20 protein-coding genes and 1 tRNA gene are annotated in these 26,849 nt (G+C 71.1%); 9 read left to right on the forward strand and 12 right to left on the reverse strand.

The genetic code is table 11. The features are described from left to right. From D7X55_RS10345 to D7X55_RS10355, 3 genes are all read left to right on the forward strand, one after another. Positions 1-1,560 (forward strand): acyl-CoA dehydrogenase (locus D7X55_RS10345; protein WP_147470073.1); only part of this gene is annotated, 1,560 nt, incomplete at its 5' end. Between the two features lies 1 nt (position 1,561). Continuing rightward, positions 1,562-2,371 carry a hypothetical protein gene (locus D7X55_RS10350; protein ID WP_121722965.1) on the forward strand — a complete coding sequence of 270 codons (810 nt, stop codon included), beginning with the start codon at positions 1,562-1,564 and terminating at the stop codon, positions 2,369-2,371. Positions 2,372-2,465: 94 nt separating this feature from the next. After that, the gene (locus D7X55_RS10355; protein WP_233609774.1) at positions 2,466-3,263 is read left to right on the forward strand and encodes a hypothetical protein; all 798 of its coding nucleotides are present in this window, start codon (positions 2,466-2,468) and stop codon (positions 3,261-3,263) included. A gap of 121 nt (positions 3,264-3,384) precedes the next feature. Here D7X55_RS10355 and D7X55_RS10360 read toward each other — a convergent pair whose 3' ends face one another. Continuing rightward, entirely contained in the window at positions 3,385-5,598 is a 2,214-nt protein-coding gene (locus tag D7X55_RS10360; protein ID WP_121722967.1) for a M4 family metallopeptidase, read from the reverse strand. Between the two features lie 259 nt (positions 5,599-5,857). Between D7X55_RS10360 and D7X55_RS10365 the strand changes: the two genes are divergently transcribed. Continuing rightward, complete coding sequence (locus D7X55_RS10365) at positions 5,858-7,036, forward strand: DUF1615 domain-containing protein (protein WP_120551267.1); 1,179 nt, start codon at positions 5,858-5,860, stop codon at positions 7,034-7,036. Between the two features lie 30 nt (positions 7,037-7,066). On the opposite strand, the gene D7X55_RS10370 is transcribed toward D7X55_RS10365, so the two are convergent. From D7X55_RS10370 to D7X55_RS10390, 5 genes are all read right to left on the reverse strand, one after another. Further along, a complete protein-coding gene (locus D7X55_RS10370) occupies positions 7,067-8,689 on the reverse strand; it encodes a fibronectin type III domain-containing protein (RefSeq protein ID WP_147442894.1) in 1,623 nt (540 codons plus the stop codon). 160 nt (positions 8,690-8,849) lie between these two features. Then, the gene (locus D7X55_RS10375) at positions 8,850-10,361 is read right to left on the reverse strand and encodes a pitrilysin family protein (RefSeq protein WP_121722968.1); all 1,512 of its coding nucleotides are present in this window, start codon (positions 10,359-10,361) and stop codon (positions 8,850-8,852) included. Between the two features lie 8 nt (positions 10,362-10,369). After that, on the reverse strand, positions 10,370-11,755 hold the full coding sequence (locus tag D7X55_RS10380) for a pitrilysin family protein (RefSeq protein WP_120551270.1): 1,386 nt from the start codon (positions 11,753-11,755) through the stop codon (positions 10,370-10,372). A gap of 69 nt (positions 11,756-11,824) precedes the next feature. After that, entirely contained in the window at positions 11,825-15,550 is a 3,726-nt protein-coding gene (locus D7X55_RS10385) for a DEAD/DEAH box helicase (protein ID WP_121722969.1), read from the reverse strand. Positions 15,551-15,674: 124 nt separating this feature from the next. Beyond that, entirely contained in the window at positions 15,675-16,217 is a 543-nt protein-coding gene (locus D7X55_RS10390) for a hypothetical protein (protein ID WP_120551272.1), read from the reverse strand. Positions 16,218-16,366: 149 nt separating this feature from the next. Between D7X55_RS10390 and D7X55_RS10395 the strand changes: the two genes are divergently transcribed. Both D7X55_RS10395 and D7X55_RS10400 read left to right on the forward strand, forming a co-directional pair. Continuing rightward, entirely contained in the window at positions 16,367-18,415 is a 2,049-nt protein-coding gene (locus tag D7X55_RS10395) for a DUF4157 domain-containing protein (RefSeq protein WP_121722970.1), read from the forward strand. Beyond that, entirely contained in the window at positions 18,412-19,470 is a 1,059-nt protein-coding gene (locus tag D7X55_RS10400) for a DUF4304 domain-containing protein (RefSeq protein WP_121722971.1), read from the forward strand. The genes D7X55_RS10395 and D7X55_RS10400 overlap by 4 nt, the downstream gene beginning before the upstream one ends. Positions 19,471-19,580: 110 nt before the next feature. Here the strand turns inward: D7X55_RS10400 and D7X55_RS10405 are convergent. Next, positions 19,581-19,653 (reverse strand) — tRNA-Phe (locus D7X55_RS10405). A gap of 90 nt (positions 19,654-19,743) precedes the next feature. After that, complete coding sequence (locus tag D7X55_RS10410; RefSeq protein WP_120551276.1) at positions 19,744-20,547, reverse strand: sigma-70 family RNA polymerase sigma factor; 804 nt, start codon at positions 20,545-20,547, stop codon at positions 19,744-19,746. Between the two features lie 124 nt (positions 20,548-20,671). Between D7X55_RS10410 and nhaR the strand changes: the two genes are divergently transcribed. Further along, positions 20,672-21,571 carry a transcriptional activator NhaR gene (gene nhaR, locus D7X55_RS10415; RefSeq protein WP_120551277.1) on the forward strand — a complete coding sequence of 300 codons (900 nt, stop codon included), beginning with the start codon at positions 20,672-20,674 and terminating at the stop codon, positions 21,569-21,571. A 3-nt stretch (positions 21,572-21,574) separates the two neighbouring features. Here the strand turns inward: nhaR and D7X55_RS10420 are convergent, their stop codons facing one another. Further along, entirely contained in the window at positions 21,575-23,170 is a 1,596-nt protein-coding gene (locus D7X55_RS10420; protein WP_121722972.1) for an amidohydrolase, read from the reverse strand. An 11-nt stretch (positions 23,171-23,181) separates the two neighbouring features. Continuing rightward, positions 23,182-23,403 carry a hypothetical protein gene (locus tag D7X55_RS10425; protein WP_120551279.1) on the reverse strand — a complete coding sequence of 74 codons (222 nt, stop codon included), beginning with the start codon at positions 23,401-23,403 and terminating at the stop codon, positions 23,182-23,184. A gap of 250 nt (positions 23,404-23,653) precedes the next feature. Here D7X55_RS10425 and D7X55_RS10430 point away from each other — a divergent pair, with 250 nt between their 5' ends. After that, positions 23,654-24,988 (forward strand): nodulation protein NfeD, encoded by a 1,335-nt coding sequence (locus D7X55_RS10430; RefSeq protein ID WP_233609775.1) that lies wholly within the window; start codon positions 23,654-23,656, stop codon positions 24,986-24,988. Next, a complete protein-coding gene (locus D7X55_RS10435; protein ID WP_120551281.1) occupies positions 24,985-25,806 on the forward strand; it encodes a slipin family protein in 822 nt (273 codons plus the stop codon). The genes D7X55_RS10430 and D7X55_RS10435 overlap by 4 nt, the downstream gene beginning before the upstream one ends. A gap of 60 nt (positions 25,807-25,866) precedes the next feature. Here D7X55_RS10435 and D7X55_RS10440 read toward each other — a convergent pair whose 3' ends face one another. Both D7X55_RS10440 and D7X55_RS10445 read right to left on the reverse strand, forming a co-directional pair. Beyond that, a complete protein-coding gene (locus tag D7X55_RS10440) occupies positions 25,867-26,382 on the reverse strand; it encodes a peptidylprolyl isomerase (protein ID WP_120551282.1) in 516 nt (171 codons plus the stop codon). 96 nt (positions 26,383-26,478) lie between these two features. Then, positions 26,479-26,849 (reverse strand): DUF2721 domain-containing protein (locus D7X55_RS10445; RefSeq protein ID WP_407921765.1); only part of this gene is annotated, 371 nt, incomplete at its 5' end.

Raw genomic sequence — 26,849 nt, forward strand, 5'->3', positions numbered from 1 at the left:
CTGTACGCCGGCATGGTCGAACTGGGCCTGCTCACCGCCACCCGCCCTCCCGGCGTGGGCGGACAGCAGCTCCCCCTCACCGTGCACGCCGTGGCCAGCGCCTACCTCATGGCCGCCAACCTGAGCGCCTATGGCTACCTGGGCCTCACGCTCGGCGCAGCGCACCTGCTGGAGGTCTTCGGCACGCCCTTCCTGCACGAGACGTTCATGGCCCGGATGTACCGGGGTGAATGGACCGGCACCATGGCCCTCACCGAGCCCCAGGCCGGCAGCAGCCTCGCGGACGTGAAGACGCGCGCCACGCCCGCGCCGGATGGCACGTACCGCCTCCAGGGCTCCAAAATCTTCATCAGCGGCGGCGACCAGGACTTCACCGACAACGTCGTGCACCTCACCCTCGCCCGCATCGAGGGCGCGGAGGGCGGCACGCGCGGCGTGTCCCTCTTCGCCGTTCCCGCGAAACGGCCCCAGGGCGACACCTTCGTCCCCAACGACGTCCAGGTGGCCGGCGTCATCCACAAGATTGGCTGGAAGGGCCTGCCCAGCCTCGTGCTCAACTTCGGCGAAGCCAATGACTGTCACGGCTGGCTCGTGGGCCAGCCCGGACGCGGGCTCGCGTGCATGTTCCAGATGATGAACGAGGCGCGCATCATGGTGGGCCTCAACGGCGTGTCCACCGCCGCCGTCGCCTACCAGGAATCACTCACCTACGCGCGCGAGCGTCCCCAGGGCCGCCCCGCCGGCATCCGCGACAGCACGCGCGCCCAGTCCCCCATCATCGAACACGCGGACGTGCGCCGCATGCTGCTGCGCCAGAAGGCCATCGTGGAGGGCGGCCTCGCGCTGCTGCTCACCACCTCCACGCAGGCGGACCTCTCCCACCACGCCCCGGAAGAGGCCACGCGCAAGCGCGCGCAGCTGCTGCTGGACCTGCTCACGCCCATCGCCAAGACGTTCCCCGCGGAGAAGGGCTTCGAAGCCAACGCGCTCGCGCTCCAGATTCACGGCGGCTACGGCTACTCCAGTGAGTACCTCCCCGAAGCGTGGCTGCGCGACCAGAAGCTCAACAGCATCCACGAGGGCACCACCGGCATCCAGGGCCTGGACCTGCTCGGGCGCAAGGCGGTGGCGGAGGGCGGCGCCGCGCTCCAGGCGCTGGACGAAGAGGTGCGCGCCACCACCGCCCGCGCCCGCGCCGCCGGGGTGGAGCCCGCGTGGAGCGACGCATTGGAGGACGCGCTCCAGCAGGCCGCGTCCCTCACCCTGGAGCTGGGCGCGCGCGGCATGGCCGGCGAAGTGGACGTGATGCTCCGCCACAGCACGGACTTCCTGGAGCTCTTCAGCGTGGTGGCCGTGGCGTGGCGCTGGCTCGCGCAGGCCGCCGCCGCGAAGGAGGGGCTGAAGCGCGCGCCCTCACCGGAGGACGCCGCCTTCTACGAGGGCAAGCTCGCCGCCGCGCAGTACTGGTTCGCGGTGGAGGTGCCGCGCGTGCCGCTGCTCGCCCACCTGTGCCGCACGGGCGAGGACTCCTACGCGCGCATGCGCCCGGACTGGTTCTGACATGTCCGTCTCCTTCCACCTGTGCCAGCCTGGCGGAGGCGCGTCCTGCGGCGCCTGCTGCGGCCTCTACAACTTCAAGGACCACTCGCGCGCGGCGCTGACCCGGCGGCTGGAGACGCAGACGGAGCGGCTGTCCCGCACGCCCCACACGCCCGAGGCCTACGCCGACGCCGCGCGAGAGCTCACCGGGAACCGGGGCGCCCCCGCGCTCTTCCCCATCGTGCGGGTGTGTCCCCTGCTGGGCTTCCTGGACGCGGAGCACCAGCGCGTGGGCTGCCTGGGCCACCCCCTGGTGACGGGCGGCACGGACCTGCGCGACTGCGGCGTGTACCGCGCCACCACCTGCGAGACGTTCACCTGTCCGTCCTTCGGCTGGCTCACGGACGCGCAGGCGCGGCTGGTCCAGGCCGCGTGCGCGGACTGGTACCTCTACGGGCTGGTCATCACCGACGTGGAGTTCGTGCGCGGCTGCCTCAAGCTGCTGGAATGGGAGCTGGGAGGCCCCGCGTCGCCGGACGTCCTGCGCGAGCGGCCGGAGTCCCTCGCCGCCGTGCGCCGCCTCTTCGCCCTCAAGGAGATGGCCCCCGGCCGCGACGGGCAGGCCACCGTGTTCGGCCGCTTCACCCATGACACGGAAGGCGAGCCCACCCCGCGCACGCTCGACTACGCGGCGCTGGGCACGCGCGCCGCACCGGAGGACGACGTGGTGCTCTGCCTGGGCTACACGCCCGCGACCGCGCAGGAGCTCGCCGCCGCGAGGCAGCGGGTGCGCGACCACGTGCGCGCCGTGGCGGCCACGTTCCCCGCTTGAGCCTCCGCCATCCAGAAGCCAACACCCTTCCGGCGGCGGGACGCTTGCAACGGCAGGGGGTCATCCGCAGGTTCGCCTGCGGGAGGGTTGGCGGATGGGTGGACGGTGGATGTGGTTGGGGATGGTGGGGCTGTGCTCGCTCGCTTCCGGCTGTCAGGAGCATGACACCGCGGACGCGGTGCCGCCGGCACCGGCGACGATGCAGTCCCGCGACTCCGCGAGCGGCGGGCTGACGGTGCCGGCCACGCCCGCGCTGGCGCAGGGCACGGTGGACAACACCCGGTCCCCAGGAGGCGACGCGCGGCCCACGGCGAACGCGCAGGTGCCCGCGGACACGGCCCCGCCGCCGGGTGCCCGGCCGCTGCCGGGCCCCCGGGTGAACGAGCCCGCGCAGGCAACGACGGCGCAGGCCCCCGCGAACGCTCCGGCCCGTCAGGGCACGGCGGCACCGAACCCGAACGCGAATGTTCAACAGCAGCAGCAGGCCCGGGCCAACCCGGAGGGCACGCCCGCGACGCAGTCGCCCGCCGAGGGCCGGGTGATGATTGGCGCCCAGGCCGTGCAGGCCAGCGACGACGAGGCCTGGTACGAGGGCGCGGCCAAGGCGGCGCAGGCGGCGGTGACGGACACCTCCGCCAACCGGCCGCTGGAGCAGGTCGTCATCGCGTCCAGCACGGTGAGCGGCCGGGTGGCGCGCGTCGGAAAGAACACCCTGCACGTGCGCGACGGCGAGGGCACCGTCTACGAGCTCCAGCTGGACCAGCGCAGCCGGGGCCTCCGCCAGGGCCAGCGCGTGCCCCTCAAGGAGCTGCAGGAAGGCACGCCGGTGCGCGCGCAGTTCGTCCTCATGGGCGGCCGCACCGTCGCGCGCGACGTGCAGGTGCGGCGCTAGCCTCGCGGCACCTCCGATGCCTGAAACGACGACACCCGGGAAGCCATGGTGGCTCCCCGGGTGCCTGTCTTCGTCCCGCGCTCCCTTCACGCGAAGGGAGCCGGGATGGCTGCGGATGCGACTACCAGACCGCCTTGAGCGTCACGCCCGAGTAGGCGCTGTAGCCGCGGATCTTCACGTAGTACTTGCCCGCGGTCGTCTTGGTGATGGCGCACGACTCGTTGTTGCCGGACAGGTACGGACGGCAGTCGTACACGGTGGTCGTCGGCGAGGAGCCGAACTTCACGAACAGGTCCGCGTCACCCGTGCCACCGGAGGTGGTGATGGTGACCTTCTTGTTCGCCGGCACGTCCACGGTGATCCACTCGCTGGTGAACGAGCCGGAGGCGCCGGAGATGCCCGTCACCGGCACGTTGTTCTGCAGCACGTTGCCGCCGCCGGTGCCCGTGGTGAAGCTGCCCGTCAGCGTCACGCCGGAGTAGGCGGAGTAGGCGTTCAGCATCACGTAGTACGTGCCCGCCTGGACGTTGGTGATGGTGCACGTCTCCGCGTTGCCGCTGGCGTACGGACGGCAGTCGTAGGTGGACGCGTCCGGGGCCTCACCGAAGCGCACGTACAGGTCCACGTCACCCGTGCCGCCCGCCGTGGTGAACTTCAGGTTCGTGGCGCCCGCGGGGACGACCAGCGAGTAGTACTTCTTGCTGCCCGTGGCGCCGGACAGGTTCGTCACCGGCGTGCCGTTGGTGATGGGGGTGGAGGTCGGGGGCGGAACCGTCACGCCCACGCCCACCGCTTCCCAGGCCGCCTTCACCGCGTCCTGGTCCGCCTGGCTGTAGCCCAGCGCCGCCGCCGCCTGGATGGTCCAGGCCTTGGCCTGCACGTACGTCGTGCTCGCGGTGTAGAGGTTGGTGTTGGCGTAGTACCAGATCTGACCGGCCTTCTGGACGCCGATGGCCGGCACGACGATGGTGCTCTTGCCGCGCGGGTGCGTGCCACCCTTGGAGAGCAGCGCGAACGCCAGGTTCGGGATGCCGGACGTGTAGTGCACGTCCTGGCCGGAGTAGTCCGGCGCCCAGTCGAGCGACGCGCCGTCCTTGGCCGGGTCGTCCATGTAGCGGAGCGCGTCGTTCGCCGTGCCCGGCGTCCAGACGTCCTCGCCCACCATCCAGACGTCCGCCGCGGTGCTCCAGTTCTTCGACGCGCTCTCGCAGAAGGCGCCGAAGGTGTCGGACATGGCCTCGTTGAGGCCGCCGGACTGGCCGGAGTACGTGAGGTTGGACTCGTACTCCGTCACCGCGTGGGTCAGCTCGTGGACCGTGACGTCCGCGTCCTTGCCCAGCTCGATGGAGTTCACGCCGTCGCCGTCGCCGTACACCATCTGGGTGCCGTCCCAGTAGGCGTTCACGTAGTTGCGGCTGTAGTGAACCGTGCTGATGAGCGCCGTGCCCGCGTTGTTCAGCGAGTCGCGGTTGAAGTGCGTCTTGTAGCAGTCGTAGGTGTAGCCCAGCATGTCGTAGTTGGTGTCGACATGGGAGTCACCGATGGCCGCCTGGCCCTCGCTGCGCTTCAGGGTGCCCGGGGTGCTGGTGCCGTTGTTCGCGCTGTAGACCTTGCGGTTGAGCGCGGTGTGGATCTCCGGAACGCGCAGCACGATGGAGCCGTCCGTCGCGTTCACGTACACGCGGTCGCGCAGCGGCATCTCGGCGGTCTCGCCGGTGACCTTCACCTCGTACGCCAGGCGCAGCGCGCCGTCCTCGGTGCGCACGTACACCAGACGGGGAGAGCCCTGGACCGCCAGGCCCGTGCCCACCGTCGCCTTCAGCGCCGCGTCGCGCGCGGAGGTGCCCGCGATGCGCGGCATGGCGGACAGGTTCAGGCCGTCACGCGCGGAGCCGTTCGCCCCGAACACGGAGCCGTCCGGACGCACGTGCACCACCAGCTCGCCGCCAACGACCTCCAGGCCGTTCTTGGTCTGCGTGAAGCGCAGGTGCTGGTTGCCCTGCTCGTCGAAGTTCGCCTTGCGCAGCACCAGGTCGTCCGGGTTCAGCCGGAACGCCGGCGCCACACCCGCCACCGCCTGGCGGCTCGCGGCCAGCGTCGTCAGCGTCCGCTCCACCCGGCCCAGCTCGCCCCGGATGCTGTCCGGGATGCCGTCCGCGTGCACGCCCAGCACCTGGGCGCCGCCCAGCGCGTTCAGCGTGCTCTGGATGTCCTCGCCCGACTTCTCCTGCTCAGGCGCCTGGACCTCGTCGCCCGTGGAACCCTGCGTACCGCACGCCGTCAGAGCCACGCCCAACCAGGCCGCGCCAATCGTCTTCAACAGTCGATGAGCCAACGCGATACCTCCATGAAGAAACAGCGGGGTGATACGTGACACACTTGAATTCATCAGAGCAACTACTTTTTAGAGAAAGTACGTTTAGTCACTTTCACCCGCCCTGCGGAACAAACCGGGAGAGCCTGAATTGCCGTTATGTAATTTTACGACGGCATTGCCATTCTTCACGGGCTCTCCGCAGGAAACGGAGCCGGCTCCGGGATGTCTCAAAAAAATGTTTCATGAGACGTCTGGCGCCGTGTGTCAGGGGGCTCACATGACGCGGAGCGTGGCGCTGTACGTGGGGGTGCTGCTGACCCTTACGGCCTGCGCGTCACGGGCGCCGGTGGTGACCCAGGTGCCCGCGCCGCCCACGTTGTCGGTGGCGCAGGTGGCGCGGCTCCTGCCGGCGAAGGTGAAGGGGGCGGAGCGCGAGGGCTGGGCGGGCGACGTGCTGGCGGCGCTGGACGCGGAGGACATTCCCGCGGAAGCGTCGGCGGTGTGTCAGGTGCTGGCCGTCATCGAACAGGAGTCCGGCTTCCAGGCGGACCCCGCGGTGCCGGGGCTGCCCAGGCTGGTGCGCCAGAAGCTGGACGGCACGGCGGGGCGGCTGGGCCCCCTGGGACGGCGCCTGCTGGCGGACGTGCTCGCGGCGAAGCCGAAGGGGGCGAAGAAGAGCTTCGGGGCGCGGCTGGACACGCTGCGCACGGAGCGGGACCTGGACCGGCTCTTCCGGGACATGCTGGCGTACTACGAGGACGAGTACCCGGCGGCGTACGCGGCCGCGGACCTGGCCAGCTCGCTGTTCGGGCCGTCCTCGTTCGCGGGACAGAACCCCGTCACCACCGCGGGCTCCATGCAGGTCAGCGTGCGCTACGCGGTGGAGAAGGCGGGCGAGGACGCGGATCCGGTGGCCGTGCGCGAGTCGCTCTACACGCGCGCGGGCGGCGTGCGCTACGGCACCGCACGGCTCCTGGGCTTCGAGGCCGCGTACGAGCGGCCGCTCTACCGCTTCGCGGACTACAACGGCGGTGTCTACAGCTCGCGCAACGCGGCCCTGCAGGCCCAGGTCAGCCGGCTCACCGGCGTGGCCCTGGCCACGGACGGCGACCTTCAGCTGTATGACAAGGACGGCGAGCCCCGGGGCGAGGACAGCCAGAGCCTCAAGGCGCTGCTCCTCTTCCGTCAGCGCTTCGCGCCGGAGCTGAGCGAGCGCCGGGTGCGCCGGGACGTGGAGGAGGAGAAGACGGCGGACTTCGAGAAGACGGACACGTACCTGGCCGTGAAGCGCGTGTACGCGAACCAGACGGGAGAGACGCCCGCCTACGCCCAGCTGCCGCAGGTGACGCTCAAGAGCGTGAAGCTGAGCGGGGACCGCTCCACCGCGTGGTTCGCGAAGTCGGTGGACGCCCGCTACCAGCAGTGCATGGCCCGCCACCGCCAGACGGCGCGGTAGCGGGCCGCCACGGCCCCGGGCTCCGGCGTTCTACGGCGTGGTGAAGACGGCGCTGAACGTGTCCGCGCTGTACGCGGGCAGCAGCTCCGCGGTGACGTACGGGGCGCGCGAGGGCTCGTAGTACGGCGAGGTGTCCGCCGCGACGCGCACGTAGTAGGTCGAGCCGGGCTGCAGCAGGTTCGGCGGCAGGCGGACCTGCGTCCGGTCACCGGGCAGGTAGAAGCGCAGCGTGGGAGTGGCGGCGTAGGTGCTGATCAGCTGGAGGACGGACACCGTGTAGTGCCGGGGCGTGCCCAGGACGGGGGGACGCCAGCTGATGACCGGCTGGTTGGAGCCCACCACGCGCGACACGTAGGCATCCACGCCATCGATGCGCAGCTCTCGCGGCGGAGAGACGGGCGGCTGGATGGGGCTCGCGACCAGGTGGTCCAGCCGGTCGGTGATGAAGATGTTGCCGCTGGGATAGTGGACCCGGCTGCCCATGAAGACAGGCGCCGCGGACCGGAACGAATAGGTCACGGCGCCCACCACGCCCCAGTTGGACGGATAGGGATTGCCGTAGGCCAGCCGGCTCGCGATGACGCCGTTTTCACCGCGCGGCAGCCACAGGTTGAACAGCTCGCCCTGGTAGCCCACCCAGCCGGACTGGTAGCCGAACGGCGCGGGCACCAGCGAAAGCGTGGAGGAGCTGAGCGTGCCCGTGGGGTTCGAGTCCGGGAGCCAGCGGGTGAACTCGTTCAGGCGCCACTCCAGGGAGAAGGGCGTCTGGGTCACGGGCGAAAGCGTGGCCGCCAGCGGCATCGCGGTGGTGCCGTCCGGCGTGAACGAGAACGACGGCAGGCGCGCGCTGCGCAACAGCGTCTGGTACGCCAGGGTCCCGCCGCTCGGCAGCGTCCCGGCCACGACGGAGTTGAGCTGGTTCACGTAGACGCGGTCGTTCTTCGACGCGTCCAGCACGGGCGCCCCGTAGCCGGTGCTGATGAACGCGTAGGCGCCCGGGTCGACGTAGGACGTGTCGCCCTCCCCGGGCTCCATCGAGTAGGACAGCGTGCTGTACAGGTCCACGTCCGCGCTGATGAGCTGGAGGGCGGTGCCCTGCTGGGAGGTGGACGTGTAGTACTGCCAGGGCGCCAGGTTGTAGAGCGCCGCCAGGGCGGGGGTCTCCGTCATGGGCACATAGACAGCGTCCGGACGGCCAATGCGGTTGACGCCCAGGTCGAAGCGGCGCTCGCGCGTCAGGTAGAAGAACCGGTTCGAGCGCAGGAAGTACTCGCCGTCCGGCACGTTGTCGAAGCGCAGCCCTCCCGCCACCGGCGTGCCCGTGCGACGGTCGAAGTCCACGCCGTTGGGGATGAGGATCTCCACGTCACGGCCAGCCATGTTCTGGGGAACGACCGTCACCCCGGCGCTGGAGTGGAAGCGCGTGTCCGCCGTCACCAGCACGGACGTGCCCGCGTCCACCGGGCCCGTGCCCGCGTCGGGCTCACCGCAGCCCGGCAGCATCTCCTCGTTGGAGATGTCCGCCGCCCCCTCGCGGGGGTCCCGGGTGAATTCGGGAGGGTTCACCTCCTCGTAGGGAGGAGCGGCTTCCCCGCAGCCCAGCCAGGCCGCGCAGGTGGGGACGAGCAACAAAGACAGACGTCGCAAGAACATGGTGACCCTTCGTGACAGGCAGTCGGCAATCATTGTCGGGTCCCGGCCCCGACCTGACGCCGCCACCTATACGCGGAGGGTCTGACTTCCTTGATATTTACTTTTCGGCGGGTAATTCCGGTGGGCGCATTTCCAGACCTGCACCCACCTGCGTCTGGCTTCAGCGAGCCGGCGCCGCCGGAGGGGCGAAGCGCTTGTCGGAGATCTTCATCTCCGTGACGGGGCCGTACTTCCGGGCCACGTCGCGCAGGGCCTCCGCCTTGCCAATGAGGACGAACGTCAGGTCCTCCGGGGCGGGCAGGACGCGCTGGAGCACGGTGCGCACACCGTCGCGGGTGGCGGCGGACACGTCCCCCGCGAACCCGTTCACGTCCCGGGCGTCCAGGCCGTAGAAGGCCAGCTCCGACAGCTTCATGGCCAGCTGCTCGCCGGTCTCCAGCGTCGGGGGGAACTGCCCCAGCACGTACGCCTTGGCGGAGGCGAGCATGGCGTCATCCATGCCCTCCTGGCGGTAGCGCGTCAGGACATCCAGTGCCAGGTCGATGGCACGGCCCGTGGAAGCCGTCTGGGTATAGGACGTGAGGACGACGGTGCCGGGCTGGAGGTGGGACTGCAGCGAGGAGCGCGCACCGTAGGTGAGGCCGGTCTTCACGCGCAGCTCGGTGTTGAGCAGCGAGGTGAAGCGGCCACCCAGCACGGTGTTGCCCAGCTCCGCCACGACGCGGTCCGGGTCGGTGCGGCGGATGCCGGTGTTGCCAATGGCGAAGTACGTCTGGGTGGCATCCGGCTTGTCCACCAGCAGCACGTGCCGGCCCTTCGCGGGCGCGGTGGCGGGCACGGTGGGCAGCGGCTGTGACGCCCTGGCCCATCCGCCCAGCGCGGACTCCAGCTTCGCGGCGAGCTGCTTCGCGTCGAAGTCGCCCACCACGGAGAGGATGAGCCGGTCCGCGCCCAGGTTCGCCTTCGCCCAGCCCAGGACGTCATTGCGGCTGATGCCGGGCAGTGACGCCTCGCTGCCCACGGCGGATCCGCCGTACGGGTGCGCGGGGAAGTGGAAGGCGTTGAAGTACACGCCGATGAGCGCGCGCGGGTCGCCGTCCTTGGCGGAGGCGATCTCGGACACGCGCAGCGCGCGGGCCTTCTCCAGCTCCTGCGCGTCGAAGCGCGGACGCACCAGCATGTCCGACAGCAGCTCCACCATCAGGGCGGTGTCGCGGGACTGGAAGCTGCCGTTGAGGACCAGCCCCTCGCGTCCGGGCACGACCTCCAGCTCGCCGCCCACGCCGTCCACGGCGTCCGCGAACTGCTGGGCGTTGCGGGAGCCGGCGCCCTTCTGCAGCAGCTCTGCGGTGAGCGCGGCCAGGCCCTCCTTGCCCGCGGGGTCGGTGACGGCGCCGCCCCGGAGCCACGCGCTGAAGGACACCAGCGGCAGCTCGTGCTTCTCCACCAGCAGCAGCCGCACGCCGTTCTTCAGCGTGACGGAGGTCGTCTCCGGCAGCGTCACGCCCTTCGTGGACAGCGGGGCGGCGGGCGCCGGAGTGGCCGGAGCGGACGCGGCTTGCGGCTCGGCCGGAGGCGGCGTGGGCGAAGGGGTGGGCGCGGGCGCGGTCGCGCACGCGGAGGTGAACAGCAGCGCGGCGAGCGCGGAGCGCAGCGAACGGGGAGACATCATGGGAGCACTCATCGCGCGGCCTCCTTGCTGGCCGGGGCTGCGGCGGGGGCCGTGGTGGGCACGAGCCAGCCCACGGTCCGGTGGTCGTTGTTGAAGATGCGGGCGGCCAGCGCCTTCACGCCGTCGCGGGTGACCTTCTCGTAGCGCGCGGGCGTGTCGAGCAGGGCCTTCCAGTCGCCCCGGAAGGTGGCGGCGTTGCCCAGCTCGCGGGCGCGGCCGCTGTTGGTCTCCAGCTTGCGCCAGAAGGAGGCCAGGGCGACGTTGCGCGCCTTCTTCAGCTCCGCGTCGCTGACGCCGTCCTTCACCACGCGGGCCAGCTCCGAGGTGAGCAGCGCCTCGGTCTTCGCCAGGTCGCCGCCCGGCGGCAGGTCCACGTAGAACCACGTGAGCGACGGGTCGAAGCCACCCGCCGTGGTGCCCCGGACGCGGATGGCCACGCGCGCCTCGTCCACGAGCTTGCGGTGCAGGCGCGACGAATCGCCGTGGGTGAGGATGAGGCCCAACAGCTCCAGCGTCTCCGCGTCCGGGTCGTTGGCGGCGAGGCCGTGGTAGGCGACCTGGAGCAGCGGGGACTGGGCCAGCTTCTTCACGACGATGCGCCGCTCGCCCTGCTGTTCGGGTTCCTTCGTGCGCACGGGCTCCGGCGCGGGCTGTGAAGGGATGGTGCCCAGCGTGGCCTCCACCTGCTCGAAGACGCGGGCGGGGTCCAGGTCGCCCGCGAGCACGAGCGTGGCGTTGTTGGGGGCGTAGTACGTCTTGAAGTACTGCTGCAGGTCCTCCATCCGCCAGGACTCGATGTCGGACGGCCAGCCGATGACGGGAATCTGGTACGGGTGCGCGACGAAGGCGGTGGCCTGCATCTGCTCCTGGAGCGCGCCGCCGTTGTCGTTGTCCACGCCGGAGCGGCGCTCGGAGTAGACGACGCCGCGCTCGGACTCGATGACCTTGGGGTCGAAGGCGAGCGACTGGAGCCGGTCCTGCTCCAGGTCGAGGATGAGGGGCAGCGCGGACGCGGGGAACCAGTCCAGGTAGACGGTGACGTCCTCGGAGGTGAAGGCGTTGTTGGAGCCGCCGTTGGCCTCCATGACGCGGTCGAACTCACCGGGGCCGTACTTCTTCGCGCCGTTGAACATCATGTGCTCGAAGAAGTGGGACAGGCCGGTGATGCCGGGGCGCTCGTTGCGGCTGCCCACGCGGAACCAGTTGGCGAGCGCCACGTTGGGGATGTCGTGGTCCGGCCAGACGATGACGGTGAGCCCGTTCTTCAGCGTGCGGGCCTGGATGTTGGAGCCCGGCTTCGCGACGGCGGAGGGCTCGGAGACGGCCTGGGCCCCGGCCTGGGGCGCACCCAGGAGGGCCAGACAGGCGAACCACGACAACGGCGGACGGAACATCCTTGCTCCTGGGGAGGGACCACTGCGGCGCCCGGGAACGGGCGGCACCGCACCCTATTCCAGGTGGGCTCAATCCTCCCGGATTCCACCAAAGCGCAGCAGGCCCAGCAGTTGCTCTGGAGACAGCGCGGCGGCCCCGTCCGCCTCCGACAGCAGGCTGTCCGCCAGGTCCCGCTTCTGCGCGTGGAGGGCCAGGATGGCCTCCTCGATGGTCCCTTCCGACACGAACCGGGACACGGTGACGGGGCGCGTCTGCCCGATGCGGTGGGCCCGGTCCGAGGCCTGGTCCTCCACCGCGGGGTTCCACCACGGGTCCAGGTGAAGGACGTGGTCGGCGCCGGTGAGATTGAGCCCGGTGCCGCCCGCCTTGAGCGAGATGAGGAAGAGCGCGCCCTCCCCTCGCTGGAAGGCCTCCACGCGGGCCTGCCGCTCCGCCGCGGGGGTCCGCCCGTCCAGGTACTGGAACGCGATGCCCCGGGCATCGAGCGCTTCGCGCACCAGGGCCAGATGGCGCACGAACTGGCTGAAGACAAGCGCGCGCCCCCCTTCCGCCAGCAGCTCGTCCACCCGCTCCAGCACGCGCTCCAGCTTGGAGGAGGACAACCCCGAGTCCGGATCCACCAGACGGGGATGACAGGCGGCCAATCGCAGACGCGTGAGCGCGGCCAGCATCTCGAAGCGCTGGTCCCCGCCAGGAGCTCCCTCGCCCAGCCGGGCCAGGGCCGCGAGCCGCACGTCGTCGTACACACGCCGCTCGGCGTCCGACAGCGTGACGGGCACCACCGTGTCCAAGCGCGGGGGCAGCTCGCGCGCCACCTGGCCCTTGGTGCGGCGCAGGAGGAAGGGACGGACCAGCCGGGCCAGGGACGCGCGCGCATCCGCGCTCCGGTCCCGCTCGATGGGAGTGGCGAACCGCGTGTGGAAGGACTCGCGCCCGCCGAGCAGGCCGGGGAAGAGCAGGTGGTAGAGGCTCCACAGCTCGGACAGGCGGTTCTCCACGGGCGTGCCGGTGAGGGCCACGCGGGCCTCGGCCTTCACGGTACGCAGTGCGCGGGCCCTGGCCGTGTCCGGGTTCTTCACCGCCTGCGCCTCGTCCACCACCAGCGTGGCGAACGTCACGTCCGCGAGCTTCGCGGCGTCCTGCGCCAGCAGGCCGTAGCTGATGATCAGCAGGTCCCTGGGCCCCAGCACGGACGGCAGGGACCGCCGGTCCGCGTCCTGCCAGACATGCACGCGCAGCGACGGCGCGAAGCGGGCGGTCTCGCGCACCCAGTTGCCGCGCAGGGACGTGGGCGCCACCACCAGCGCGGGGCCGTCCGCCGCGCGCGACAGCAGCAGGGCCAGCGCCTGGACCGTCTTGCCCAGGCCCATGTCGTCCGCGAGGCACGCGCCCGCGCCCCACGAGGCCAGCCGCGTGAGCCAGGTGAAGCCTTCGCGCTGGTAGTCGCGCAGCTCCGCCTTCAGGCTCCGGGGCACGCGCACGGAGCGCGCGTGGGCCGCGCGGATGCGCCTGGCCAGTTGAAGCCAGTCCGGGGGCGCCTGGACGCGCGCGCCGTCCAGCTCCACGCCGCCCTTCGCGCCGAACCAGTCGTGCTCCCGCAGGACCTGGACCCGCACGTTCGAGGTCTCCGGGCGGGACACCGTCCACGGCTGCTCCGCCCACTCCACGCGCACCTCCGGGCCCGCGAGCGGCTCCAGCGCCTCCAGCAGCTGGAGCGCGTCCTCGGCGGTGTCGCGCGTGAATTGATACATGCCGGCTGGCAATGACAGACGTGCGAGGAGCGCGTCCGCCTCCGTGCGCTCCGCGTCCTGGTCGCGTTGGACCTTGACGCGCTCCTTGCCGCGCTGGCCCCGGACCACGGGAGCGCCTTCGCCCACGGGCTGGGGAGGAGCCTCCGGCAGGGGCCGCACGAGGAGCGAGACCTCCAGGGCGGAGTCCTCCACCGCGCGCAGCCGCACCAGCAGGCCCGGGCTGGCCTCCACGGGGCGGGGCTCCAGGGCTGGCGGCACCGTCACCGGGAAGGCCTCCTCCAGCGCGGAGAGGTGGCCCAGCAACGCGTCGCGCTGGTGGGCGGACACATAGGCGCCGTGGAGTTCCAGCGATTCGAGCAGGGGCACCGCGCCGCGAGGAACGGACACCAACGTGATGCTCGGCCCGCCGGGCTCCACGAGCAGCCAGGGCTGGGAAGCGTGTGGACCCTCCGGAGGGGGCGTCATGGCCTCCGCGGCCACGGGACGTCCATCCACCGCCGGCCGCAGGCGCAGGGCCTGTCCCTCCTGCTCCAGGGCGAAGCCCAACGGCGCTTCCCGCACCTGGACGGGGACGTCCGGAACGTCGGCGAGCCGGAGCCGGCGGCTGCGTGCGAGCGACCGCAGGGCCTGGAGCATCAGCGTGTACGGTGCGCCCGACGCGATGCCAGCGCCCGGATACACGCCGTTCATGGCCATCCGCTGTTCCGTGTCGAGCAGGGACCAGGCCTGGCGTTCATCCGGATCCGTGAGCATCCGGAGCGCCTTGTCGCGGTCGTACCAGGAGACGGCATGGCCCTGGGTCAGACCGCCCTTCTTCGAGGGGTGGTGCAGGTAGGGCCGGAGCCGCCAGCCGCGCCGGGGCTCCGGCTCCAACCGGAAGGTGACGAAGTCTCCGGCCGCCGGAGCCTCCTCACGAACCGCCCGGCCCAGCAGGGACACTTCCAGCGCGGACAGGAGTTCGCGGCCCGGTGCCTCGAACAACAGCTCCGCCAGCCTCGCGGCGCGCGAGGCCCGCTTCGGCAGCGCCAGGAACGCCAGCGCCGCGTCCACGGCGGTCAGGGCATGGACACAGGAAGCCTCGGCCGCCTTGGGAGAACACGGACAGGACACACCCGGACGGCCCTCCATCAGGGCGCGAGGATCGAGCTCGACATGACCTTCGTCCTCGCCCCCCACGGGAGGGTGCGTGGGGCGCCACGCCGCCAGTTCGGGCTCCTTCACGAGCAGCCGCAATGGATGCTCCTGAAGCGCGACCGTGGGGGCCGGCGACAGCGACCGGGGCTCGGCCTGCTCGCGGATCCGCGCGCGGGCCCGGGTCAGCGCCTCCCGCAGGGGAGCGAGGCGGTCATCCGTGGGTGGCGGCAGGGGCTTCGCGGAGGCTTCATGGGCCCATCCGCGCGACACGCGTTCCGCCTCGTCACGCACCCAGCGCCAGGCGGCCTCCGCGAGCACATCCTGCTGGCCGCCCTTCAAGCGCCGGAGCTTCGGTCCGCCCTCCAGCGCATCCACCAGCGTGGCCTTGCGCAGCGCGGGGAGCACGCCCCGCGCGAAGGAACGGGTCACCAGTGGCGCCAGCACGGCCACGGGCACGGTGCGAGCACGCTCGACGTGGTGCTCGACGAGCCACGCCTGGATGGAGACGGGGGTGGAGGGCCGCGTGGGGCCTTTCGCGCGGCGTGGAGAGACGGGCTGCCGGCGGGCGCGCTTCTGTTCATGAGGGGCGGCGGACCGGAGCCACGCGAGCCCGGCCGCGACCGCATGCACGCAGACCCCTTCATTCCAGTACGCGTCGCATTCGCACGACAGCACCAGCTCGCCGGCACCGGGATCTACAGCGAGGGCCACGTTGAGCAGGGGTACAGGGCCATCGGACACGGTCCCCCGGAGGCAATCCCGGGAAGGAGGCCACACCTGCACCGCCTCCCGGCCGAGGAACCGCCGGGCCCTCTTGAGCAGCTCCGGGCCACCCAGCTCTTGAAGGTGCTCCCAGGTGAGCTCTTGCTGGAGAGAGGCGTTCGCGGACGAGGCAGGGTGGGAGGGCATCCAACGGAAAAGCTACCCATGGGGTAGCACTCCCGCGAACCCGATTTCCGGGTCCCCCTCCATTTCGTGGAAGCACGCCGAGCGACCCGGCAAGCGCCTCCTGATGCGGGTCCTGGTCGCGGAGCTACGCGCCCAGCACCTGCCGGAGCACGGCCTGGAAGTAGTTCGTGCTGCCGATGTGGCCCGCGTGCAGCTTGGCGGACTGGTGGAGGCGCTGGGCGACGGCCTCGAACTCCGCCTGGCTGACGTCGCGCAGGGACAGGTACAGGCGGGCGGCGGCGCGCAGGTAGGAGAAGAGCGGGTTCTTGTGGTGGCCGTCGGGCCGGCGCGCGAGGTGCCGGTAGAGCTGGGAGAACTCCTGGTCCACCTCCGCGTGGCGGGTGTCGCGGCAGAAGCCGGCGGCGGTGGCCTCGATGAGGAAGAAGAACGGCTCGTATTCCGGGAAGGGGGGCCGGGTGAAGTCAGGGGGCTGCTTGTTCCCGGTCCACAGCGCGGAGATGGGCTGCAGGCGCACGTGGGCGGTGACGTCGCCAAAGCGCACGGGCACCTCGTCACCCACGGGCTTCACCTGGCCCTGTTCGTCCCGCTCCACGGGGATGAACAGGCGCATGGGGTCCTCCACCTTCACGCCCGCCTTCTCCAGCTCCGCCACCACGTTCGCGTCCATTGCGTTGATGAACCTCCGGGACACCGATCTACCGCGTCGCGCCCGGATGTGCACCCGGTGCGTCGGCCGGACGCGCGAGATTGAACCGCGCTCGGCAGGGGCCGTAGGCTGACCTCCGCCCAGTTGCATGCACGGGGGGAGCGGTCCACATGTCCTCGATGAGAACTCGAGCGGCGCCCCAGCCGAGCGCCGAGAAGCATGGCGCCAGCGTGGCGCGCAAGCCTGTCTCCGCGGCGACCGCGAACCACGACGCGGCGCCTCCGGAGCACCGGCCCCTGGCGGACGGCTTCTCGCCCGCGCCCATGCCGGCGCACGGCAGCGGGGCTTGCGACGCGCCTCCCACCTCTTCACGGGTGAGCTTCCGCTTCGAGGACATCCCCCTGCTGCCGCCCGGCGGGTGCACCCACTGCCCGCCGTCACTTCCGGTGCAGGCCCGCCTCTCAGTCAGCCGCGTGGACGACCCGCACGAGCGTCAGGCGGATGCCATGGCGGACTGGGTCCTCCTGCCGAAGGGGGCTCCGCCTCCGCTCGCGCGCAGCGTGTCCGCGCCCGCCATCTCCCGTCGCTGCTCGAAGTGCGAGGAGGAGGCAGCCATCCAGCGCAAGGCGCGGCAGGGCGCGGACACCCTCGCCGCCGGGCCCGATACGAGCGACGCCGGAGCGGCGCTGGCGCGGCAGCTGACCGACGCGCGCGGCGCGGGACAGCCCCTGCCGCGGCCCTTCAGGTCCGACATGGAGCGCGCGTTCGGCGAGGACTTCGGTCGCGTGCGGGTGCACACCGATGGCCGGGCGACCCACCTCAACCAGGCCCTTCAGGCCAAGGCCTTCACCCACGGCTCGGACATCTACTTCGAGCGCGGGCTGCCGGACCTGGACTCGGGAGCCGGCCGCCACCTGATGGCCCACGAGTTGTCGCACGTGGTGCAACAGTCCGGGAGCGCCCGCGCCACCACGGGCGGCCTCATCCAGCGCACCACGCACACGAGTTCCACGCCCACCAACTGCCACAACTGGCGCATCCCGCTGCCGCCGTGGATCGCCGGCAGCATCGCCCACGGGCAGATTGCCGCGCAGCTGCGCATCCCGCCCCAGTCCATCCCGCGCGCGACGAAGCTGCTCATGGGCATCCCCCATCCTCCCGCCATCACTCCGCACGGCTTCGCGGACCTATGGAGGGTGGACGGCGTGGCGCGCATCGCGGAGATCAAGTCCACGCAGACCGGAGACGCGGTGGCGCACAACGAGGCGCGGCACTACGCCCAGCGCCATGATGAGTGGCTGACCCGAGCGCCGCACACCGACGTCGCCGACCTGAACTACTTCACCGGCCCCATGGGAGCCCGGCTCCTCGCGGGCGGGTTGCTGGACCTGTCCTCCACGACGGGCACCGACATGAACCTGGGACCCTTCTGGGGGGACCCGCTGAAGGAGCTGCACATCGAAGCGGACGCGCTCGGCGCGATCGTCTACTGGTGCACCGGGTCGGGGCTGCCCGCGAGCCCGGCCTGGTACCCCCTCTTCCGGCGCCTGGTGAACGAGCTGAAGGATCTGCTCCGGCAGGGGCGCCGGGCGCTGGAGTCCGTGCTGGAGGGCATCATCGAGGGGGGCCGCGCTGTCGCCCGGTGGGTGCAGGACCTGGTCGGCTCCATCGTCGATTGGGGGCTGGAGCACAGCCGGGTGCTCGCCTTCTCCGCGCTCATCCTGTTGATGCTGTTGGCCATCGTGGCGCTCATCGTGTCACTGCTGGGGGAGGCCCCATCGGGAGGCACGTCCACGGTGGGCGTAGTGGGCTCGGTGGTGGCGCTGGCCTCCGCCGCCTCGGGACTCCTCGTCCTGCTGGGCATCGGCTCGCCCAACCTGCCCACGGCGAGCGCGAACCTGGCCAGGGCCCTGACACCCGAGCAGCAGGCGCCCGCGACCGGCGCGGACTATGAGCGCACCGCGGGCACCTCGGTGGCGCCGGCCTCCGCGACCGCCGCGTCCGCGCTCATCCAGGATCCGACGCAGGCCTTCTTCGCCGCCCTCAACCCGCTGAGAGACCCGATGACCGTCCTGAGCACGGTGACGCAGCGCCTGACGTCCGTGCCCACGGGCGGCGTCGACCAGTTGCGCCAGGGGGCCGCGCTGCTCGAGAGCTCGGGGGACTCAGCCACGGCGCGGTACATCCGCGACCACATGGCCCAGAACAATCTCGTATGAGCCAGACGCCTTCCCACGACGTCCATTCGGTGCTCGCGCTGCTGCGCTTCGGCGAGCTGCGCGGCCTGCACTCCCTCGGCGAGGATCGCGTCCTCTGCGTGCTCCACCCGGAGGTGGCCGCGCACGTCCTCCGGGGCAGCAAGAGCCTCTCTGTCGTCCTCCAGCGTTGCCAACGCCTCGTCTTCGCGCCGTGGGCACCGGAGTCGCCGCCCATCGAGGACCTGGAGCGCCTGGCGGCGCTCCGCCTGCAACTGCTCGGCATGGGCCTGGGGCCGGGAACGCCGCCGTCCACCTTCGTGCGCGTCCAGGACCGGAAGGCGGCGCCGCTCCTCCAGGGCGGGCGGCTCTTCCTCGAAGCGGCGGGCTGCCGGCTGGAAGATGAAGCCGGTGGGGCGGTGTCGCTCGACGTGCTGAGGCACGCCGCGGCCGAGGCCACCGCCGAGACGCTGCGCACGCAGTCGGTGGGTGGCTACAAGAAGGCGATGGAGGCCGTGCTCGACCGGGAGGTGGAGCCGCTGCTGGTGAGCCAGGGCTTCCAGGTGTACGGCCGGACGTACACGAAGGCCGAGCCGGCGCTGGGCAAGCTCCTCAAGATCGAGGTGTCGCGGTGGAGCACCGCTCACTCGCTGAGCTTCGCGCTCCAGTTGGGCCTCTTCGTCGGCGAGTTGGCCGGCGAGAAGAAGCTCACGGAGAAGGTGCTGGTGACGAAGGCCTTCGGCGCCTACGTCGTGAACGTGGGCGCGCTCTGGGGCGACCCTCAGGCCCAGTACGTCCTCTCCGGAGCCGTGGATCCGCTCGAACTGGGCGAGCGCCTGAGGTCCGACCTGCTCCAGCGCGTCCTGCCCTTCTTCGAGCGATTCCACACGGCGGACGACGTGATTGCGTTCCTCGAGGCCGAGAACCAGCGGATCGGCACCCGGGACCGCTCGCTCGCCATCGCCATGGTGCTGGCGCGGCTTGGCCGCAAGGAGGAGAGCAGGGCGTACTTCGCGCAGAGCGAGGGGGACGCGGAGGCCATCCGCCGCGTGGCGCGCTCCTACGGCATCGAGCTATGAGGGTGTGACCTCGCGCTCGCGGCGGCCACCTCAAGAGGGGCAGGAGCACCGGGCAAAGAGAAAGGGCGCCGGACCGGAGTCCGACGCCCTTCAGATTCTTCTGACTGGTGTGCCCAAGGGCGGAATCGAACCACCGACACGGGGATTTTCAGTCCCCTGCTCTACCGACTGAGCTACTTGGGCGTACCGCGCACCGCGAGCGGCAGCGCCGATTTACGTTTGCTGGCTCGCGCCGTCAACCTCTTTCCGCCAGGCCTCCTCCTCGCCCGACACTCAGGCCGCCAGCCGGGGCGCTTCGCCGTCCCAGGCCGTGCATCCCGCCGTCAGCCGCTGGCGCAGCTTCTGGCGCAGCCCCTGCTCGATCTGCCGGATGCGCACCGCCGTCACCCCGAAGCGCTTCGCCAGGAACTCCGCGCTCACCCCGTCCTCCGCCAGCATCCGCTCCTTCACCAGCGCCCGCTCCCGCGCGTCCAGCTCCGGCCAGGCCGCCGCCACGCTCTGGTGCAGCTTCTCGGCCCAGGCCCCCCGGTCCGCCAGCTCCTCCACCGAGTCCTCGTCCGACTCCAGCATGTCCAGCCGCGTCACGTCCCCCTCCAGCCCCAGGGGCGCGTTCAGGGACACGTCCTTCGCCAGCGCGTCCGTCCCTCGCACCACGTCCTCCTCCTTCTTGCCCAGCGCCTCGGCCAGCCGCTTCGTCACTTCCGGGTGGCCCTCGCCCCAGCGGGCCTCCAGCCGCGCACGCTCGCGGCGGAGCTGGAAGACGATCCACGGCGCGCGGCCCCCCGCCACACTCCAGGTGCGGGACACGTACGCCCGGATGCGCGCGCGGATCCACTGCTGCGCGTAGGCGCCGAACGGCACTCCCCGCTCCTCGAACCGGCGCGCCGCCTCCACCAGGCCGACGTTGCCCTCCGCCATCAGCTCCTCCAGCGACAGGCCCGTCCAGCGGTACTTCCAGGCCAGCCGGCGGACCAGCTCCAGGTGCCCCCGCACCCGCATCTCCACTTCCGCCGAGTCCACCTCGGTCTCCACACCCTCCACCGTCGTGGACTCGAACTCCTCGCAGATGGCTTCCATGACGCGTACCTCCCCAATCAGTCCCCCGCGCACCCATCGCGCGGTGACGGACGAAGAAATAAGCGGGGGCGACTCTTAAAAAAATGAGCTAGTTTGGATGAAACCCTTCGGTTATTCCTAAGTCATGGCCTGGCTCAACTACCACCATCTCCTGTATTTCTGGACGGTTGCGCGGGCAGGCAGCATCGCCAAGGCGAGTGAAGAGCTGCACCTCGCCCAACCGACCATCAGCGCGCAGATCAAGCTGCTGGAGGAGTCGCTGGGCCACCAGCTCTTCGAGCGCAAGGGCCGCAAGCTCGTCCTCTCCGACGTGGGCCGCACCGTGATGCGCTACGCGGATGAGATCTTCCGCCTGGGCAACGAGCTGAAGAACGTCGTCTCCGGCCTGCCCACCGGCCAGCAGCTGCGCCTCAACGTGGGCGTGCTCGACGTCATCCCCAAGCTCGTGGCCGAGCAGCTGCTCAAGCCCGCGCTGGAGGCCGGCCCTTCGCTGCGCATCATCTGCCGCGAGAGCCCCCTGCCCCAGCTGCTCGCACAGCTGGCGCTGCATGAGCTGGACGTGGTGCTCGCGGACGCGCCCGGCTCCGAGCCCGTCAGCGTCCGGTCCTTCAACCACCTGCTGGGCAAGTGCGGCGTGACGTTCTTCGCCGCCCAGCCGCTCGCGCACCTGCGCAAGGACTTCCCGCGCTCGCTGGATGGCGCGCCCATGCTGCTGCCGTCGGAGGAGTCCTCGGTGCGCCGCTCGCTGGACCTGTGGTTCGAGCGGCTGGGCATCCGGCCCCTCATCGCCGGTGACTTCGACGACAGCGCGCTGCTCCAGGCCTTCGGACAGAAGGGGCACGGCATCTTCGCCATGCCCTCCATCATCGACGCCGAGGTGCAGCGGCAGTTCAACGTCACCGCCATCGGGCACACCGACGAAATCGAGCAGTGCTTCTACGCCATCACCGTGGAGCGCCGCCTGCGCCACCCCGCCGTCGTCGCCATCGCCGAGGCCGCGCGCTCGCACATCTTCGGCGGCTGAGACTCACGCCGCCCGGTACACCTCCGCGCCCGCCACCACCGTGGCCAGCACGCGCGCGTCCACCAGCGCGGCCGCGGGCCCCTCCAGCGGGTCCTCCGACAGCGCGACGAAGTCCGCGTCCAGGCCGGCCTTCAGCCTTCCGCGCCGCGCCTCCTTGAAGGACGCCCACGCGGGCCCCACCGTGAAGCCCTCCAGCGCCTCCTGCGCGCTCAGGCGCTCCTCGGGATACCAGCCGCCCTCCGGCCAGCCCTTCGCGTCCTGCCGCGTGCGCGCCGCGTAGAGCCCCGCGAGCACGTCCGGGTTCTCGATGGGGAAGTCACTGCCCAGCGCCAGGTGCGCGCCCGCGTCCTTCAACGTGCGCCAGGCGTAGGCCCCGCGCAGCCGCTCGCGCCCCAGCCGCGTGTGGGCCCAGGGCATGTCGCTGGTGGCGTGCGTGGGCTGCACGCTGGCCACCAGTCCCGCCGCGCCCAGCCTGCGGATGTCCTCCAGCCTCAGGATCTGCGCGTGCTCCACCCGGTGACGCAGGGCCTGCGTGCCCGTCCGCTCCGCGCCTCGCAGCAGCACGTCCACGACCAATGTATTGGCACGGTCTCCAATGGCATGGATGCACACCTGGAAGCCCCGGGCCATGAAGGCCTGCGCGCGGGCTTCGAGCTCTTCGGGCGCGAGCAGCAGCAGGCCTCGCTGGCCGGGCTCGTCGCTGTAGTCCTCGTGCAGCGCCGCGCCCCGGCTTCCCAGGGCGCCGTCCGCCAGGAACTTCACCGAGCGCATCGCCAGGTGGCGTCCCTGCCACGGGCCCTGCTCCAGGTAGGCGTGACGCTGTTCACCCTGCCCCGCCGCCATCGCGTAGACGCGCAGCGGCAGCGTCCCCGCCGCGTCCCAGGCCTGCAGCGTGCGGAAGGCCTGCAGGTCCATGCCCGCGTCGTGCACGCCCGTGAGGCCGACCTGCGCGCACCGCTCCAGCGCGGCTCGCAGCCGGGTCTCCAGCTGCTCCTTCGTGGGCGCGGGGATGGCGGCCTCCACCACGTCCATCGCGTTGTCCACGAGGACGCCGGTGGGCTCGCCGCTCGCGTCCTTGAGGATGCGGCCTCCTGTCGGATCCGGCGTGTCGCGGGTGATGCCCGCGCGGCGCAGCGCTTCACCATTGACCCAGGCCGCGTGGTGATCCACGCGCATGAGGAACACCGGCGTCGTGGGGAAGCGCGCATCCAGCTCCGCGCGGCCGGGGAACGCGGCGCCGGGCCACTCGTTCTGATCCCATCCCTTGCCGAGCAACCAGTCCCCCTGGAAGCTCGACGCGGACGCCTTCGCCAGACGCTGGACCACGTCCTCCACCGAGGGCGCCTTCTCCAGGCGCACCGTGGTCAGGCTCTTGCCCAGGCCGTGAAGGTGCGCGTGCGCGTCCACCAGGCCGGGCACCACCGTGGCCCGGCCCAGGTCCACCTCGCGCGCGTCAGGTCCCGCGGCGGCGCGCACCTCCGCGAGCGTCCCCACCGCGAGCACCCGCCCGTCACGCACCGCCAATGCTTCCGCGCGCGGACGCTCCGCATCGAGCGTCCACACGCGCTCCACCTTGTAGACCTTGGTCTCTGCCGTCATGGGGCGGAAGACTATCCGCCGCCCTGGGGGGTGCCGCCATCCACGTCCGGCGCATTGACGGGACCCGCGGGGCCCGCCGGTTCGTTGGGCACGTTCTGGATTTCTTCGCGGACCGTGTCCGGTCCCTGGATGGGCATCTGGTCCTCCGTCCCCGCGGGCTGGGTGGTCTTGCAAGCCACCGCTCCAGCAGCGGACAGGCCCAGAGCAGCGATGAGCAGCACGGCACGGCGCATGAAACCTCCTGGGAGAAGATCGAGAGGCTGACCCTAGGGAGGTGCGTCCTCCTCCAGCAACGCGCATCCCTTGCAACGTCCAGGAATGGATGCACAAGCGAGGCGCCGGTCCCCTCCTGCCCGCATGCCCTCCAGGCCCCCGGCTTCGATTTCCGGTCATCCGAAGGTCCAATGCACATCGTTGTCCGAGTGCGTGTGCGCGCGAGGAGCGCGCGCACCGGGGGCGGCCATGCGGAAGCACGTCGACAGGATGAGCTGGCTCCGTCACGTCCTCTGGGGCTGGCTCCTGACCTTCGTCTTCGTGGGCTTCGTCGCTCCGGCGGCGCCTGCTTCACCGTCCTTCGTCGCGCGGTGCGAGCTGGAGGGCGTGGTGGATGCCGGCTCGGGCGCGTACCTCGCGGACTGCGTGAAGCGCGCGGAGGACGGTGGGGCCTCGGCGTTGCTCGTGCGGCTGGACACGCCGGGCGGTTCGCTGGAGGCCACCCGCACCGTGGTGCGTGCGTTCCTGGGCTCGCGCGTTCCCGTGCTCGTGTGGGTGGGGCCTTCCGGCGCGCATGCCGGCAGCGCGGGCGTTTTCATCGCGCTCGCCTCCAACGTGACCGCGATGGCGCCGGGGACGAACATCGGCGCGGCGCACCCCGTGGGCGCAGGGGGCGAGGACGTGGAGCAGGTCGGCGGTGAACAGCTCGCCAAGAAGGTGGAGAACGACACGGTCGCCTTCGCGGAGGGCATCGCCCGGCAACGGGGCCGCAACCCCGAGTGGGCCGCGGCCGCCGTGCGCGACAGCGCCAGCGTTCCCGCGGACCGCGCCGTGGCGCTTCGCGTGGTGGAGCTCGTCTCACCGACTGAAGCCGCGTTCCTCGCTTCCGTCGATGGGCGCCGCGTGGAGGTCGCGGGCGGTGACAGCGTGACGCTGGCCACCCGCGATGCCCGCGTGGTGTCCCTGGAGCCGGGGCTGTCCCAGCAGGTGGTGCATGCGCTCGCGCAGCCGACGCTCGTCTACCTGCTGTTCCTCGTGGCGGCGCTGGGCCTGGTGGTGGAGCTGTCCCATCCGGGCGCGGTGGCGCCGGGGCTCATTGGCTGCGTCGCGCTGGTGCTGGCGTTGATGGCGTCCGCGACGCTGCCGGTGCGCTCGGGGGCGCTGGTGTTGATGCTGGTGGGGGTGGGGCTGATCATCGCGGAGCTGTTCGTCACCAGTGGCCTGCTGGGCGCGGCGGGCGTGGGGCTGTTGATACTGGGGGGCGTGTTCCTGGTGGACCGCTTCGAGCCGGGCTGGTTCGTGGAGCCGTCCTTCCGCCTGTCGTGGAGCGTGATGCTGCCCACGGCGCTCGTGTTCGCGGGGGCCATGGCCTTCGTCGTGTACCGCAGCGCCCAGACGCGCAGGCTGCCGCAGCGGGGCGGCGACGCGGGGCTCGTCGGCGAGGCGGGCACCGCGCTGGGCCCCGTCACGTCTTCGGGCGGCGAGGTGTTCGTCCACGGCGAGCGCTGGCGCGCCGTATCCTTCACTCCCATCCATGAGGGCGCCCGGGTCGTCGTGCGCGCCGTGGAGGGGCTCACCCTCACCGTCGCGGAGTCCATGCCATGACCGTGCTGTTTGGAGCGCTGGGGTGGCTCATCCCCCTGGCCGTGCTGTTCGTCCTCTTCATCTCCGGCGTGCGCATCGTCACCGAGTACCAGAACGGCGTCGTGTTCCGGCTGGGCCGCTACGTGGGCCTCAAGCGCGCGGGCTTCCGCTGGCTCATCCCCTTCATTGAACGGATGGTCATCATCGACCTGCGCACCGTGGCGCGCGACGTGCCCCCGCAGGACGTCATCACCAAGGACAACGTCAGCGTGAAGGTCAACGCCGTCGTCTACTTCCGCGTCATCCAGGCGGACAAGGCCGTGCTCCAGGTGGAGGACTACCTCTACGCCACCAGCCAGATTGCTCAAACCACGCTGCGCGCCATCCTGGGTCAGGTGGAGCTGGACGACCTGCTGTCCCAGCGCGAGCGCATCAATCATGAATTGCAGCAGGTGCTTGATGCGCGCACCGACCCGTGGGGCGTGAAGGTCTCCAACGTGGAGGTGAAGCACATCGACCTGCCTCTGGAGATGCAGCGGGCCATCGCCCGGCAGGCCGAGGCGGAGCGCGAGCGCCGCGCGAAGATCATCGCCGCGGAGGGCGAACACCAGGCCGCGGAGAAGCTCTCGATGGCCGCGGACGTGCTCAGCCGCAACCCCGCCACGCTCCAGCTGCGCTACCTGCAAACGCTGGTGGAGATCACCGGCGGCGGCAACCACACCATCCTGCCCATCCCCCTGGAGATATTGCGCGCGTTCGGCGCGATGCCCGCGCGGACTTCACGGCCGGAGGATGCTCGCGAGGAGGAGGACGAGGACGCGTCCCACGGACTGTCCTGAAACAACGAAGGCCCACCCGCGCACGGATGGGCCTTCAGGGTGAGACGAGACGTGAGCGGATTACAGCTGGCCGCTGTCCTCGATCTTCACGGGCTGGCGCGTGGCGCCGGACTGGCTGCCCACGGATTCAATCTTCTGCACCACGTCCATGCCCTCGACGACCTTGCCGAAGACGACGTGCTTGCCGTCCAGCCACGAGGTGGTGGCGGTGGTGAGGAAGAACTGCGAGCCGTTGCTGTTCGGGCCCGCGTTGGCCATGGAGAGGATGCCCGGGCCGGTGTGCTTGTGCTTGAAGTTCTCGTCCGCGAACTTCTCACCGTAGATGGACTCGCCGCCGTAGCCATTGCCGAGCGTGATGTCGCCGCCCTGGCACATGAACTGCGGGATGACGCGGTGGAAGGGCGTGCCCTTGAAGTGCAGCGGCTTGCCGCTCTTGCCCATGCCCTTCTCACCCGTGCACAGGGCGCGGAAGTTCTCGGCGGTCTTGGGAACGTCGTCGGAGAACAGCTCCATCACGATGCGGCCGGCGGGCTGGCCACCAATCGACATGTCGAAGAAGACCTTGGCGTTTGCCATGTTCACGTGCTCCACGGTGAGGGTTGGGCGGGACGTACCAGACCCGCGCGTCTCGGAGGCACCGGCTAGCACCTTCGCGTGCGCTGCGGAACAAATTCAGGGGGGCGGTGGGCCGCCTGGCCGCCCGTCGCGGAACAGCTCCGCGCCCTCCAGTGTGATGGCGCGGCGGCTCAGGCGCAGCGCCGCGTAGGTGGAGCCAATGGCCCGCGCGAGGATGGCGTGGCGGCGGTCCATGATGGCCACCTCCTCGCGCAGGAGCGAGCGGCGCGCGTGACCCTCCGGCAGCGTGCGCCATTCCCGGACCATGTCCCGCATGCGCGCGGTGATGCGCGAAATCTGATTGTCCAGGCCGGTGGCCAGGATGCCGCAGCCGGCCACCATCACCGCGGGCGTCACCGCCGTTCCAATGAGCTGGATGGAGGAGGGGTCCAGGCCGTCCACGCCGACGTTCATGCCCCCTTCCGTCC

The sequence above is a fragment of the Corallococcus sp. AB049A genome, assembly GCF_003668885.1.
GTDB classification, from domain to species: domain Bacteria; phylum Myxococcota; class Myxococcia; order Myxococcales; family Myxococcaceae; genus Corallococcus; species Corallococcus interemptor.

Bases quoted from the DNA above. Each gene is read 5' to 3' on its own strand.
- D7X55_RS10380 (WP_120551270.1), bottom strand. From the start codon at position 11,755: ATGTTCCGTCCGCCGTTGTCGTGGTTCGCCTGTCTGGCCCTCCTGGGT.
- D7X55_RS10370 (WP_147442894.1), bottom strand. From the start codon at position 8,689: ATGTTCTTGCGACGTCTGTCTTTGTTGCTCGTCCCCACCTGCGCGGCC.
- D7X55_RS10435 (WP_120551281.1), top strand. From the start codon at position 24,985: ATGACCGTGCTGTTTGGAGCGCTGGGGTGGCTCATCCCCCTGGCCGTG.
- D7X55_RS10365 (WP_120551267.1), top strand. From the start codon at position 5,858: ATGACGCGGAGCGTGGCGCTGTACGTGGGGGTGCTGCTGACCCTTACG.
- nhaR (WP_120551277.1), top strand. From the start codon at position 20,672: ATGGCCTGGCTCAACTACCACCATCTCCTGTATTTCTGGACGGTTGCG.
- D7X55_RS10410 (WP_120551276.1), bottom strand. From the start codon at position 20,547: ATGGAAGCCATCTGCGAGGAGTTCGAGTCCACGACGGTGGAGGGTGTG.
- D7X55_RS10350 (WP_121722965.1), top strand. From the start codon at position 1,562: ATGTCCGTCTCCTTCCACCTGTGCCAGCCTGGCGGAGGCGCGTCCTGC.
- D7X55_RS10390 (WP_120551272.1), bottom strand. From the start codon at position 16,217: ATGGACGCGAACGTGGTGGCGGAGCTGGAGAAGGCGGGCGTGAAGGTG.
- D7X55_RS10355 (WP_233609774.1), top strand. From the start codon at position 2,466: ATGGGTGGACGGTGGATGTGGTTGGGGATGGTGGGGCTGTGCTCGCTC.
- D7X55_RS10430 (WP_233609775.1), top strand. From the start codon at position 23,654: ATGAGCTGGCTCCGTCACGTCCTCTGGGGCTGGCTCCTGACCTTCGTC.
- D7X55_RS10440 (WP_120551282.1), bottom strand. From the start codon at position 26,382: ATGGCAAACGCCAAGGTCTTCTTCGACATGTCGATTGGTGGCCAGCCC.
- D7X55_RS10425 (WP_120551279.1), bottom strand. From the start codon at position 23,403: ATGCGCCGTGCCGTGCTGCTCATCGCTGCTCTGGGCCTGTCCGCTGCT.
- D7X55_RS10400 (WP_121722971.1), top strand. From the start codon at position 18,412: ATGAGCCAGACGCCTTCCCACGACGTCCATTCGGTGCTCGCGCTGCTG.
- D7X55_RS10395 (WP_121722970.1), top strand. From the start codon at position 16,367: ATGTCCTCGATGAGAACTCGAGCGGCGCCCCAGCCGAGCGCCGAGAAG.
- D7X55_RS10385 (WP_121722969.1), bottom strand. From the start codon at position 15,550: ATGCCCTCCCACCCTGCCTCGTCCGCGAACGCCTCTCTCCAGCAAGAG.
- D7X55_RS10375 (WP_121722968.1), bottom strand. From the start codon at position 10,361: ATGATGTCTCCCCGTTCGCTGCGCTCCGCGCTCGCCGCGCTGCTGTTC.
- D7X55_RS10420 (WP_121722972.1), bottom strand. From the start codon at position 23,170: ATGACGGCAGAGACCAAGGTCTACAAGGTGGAGCGCGTGTGGACGCTC.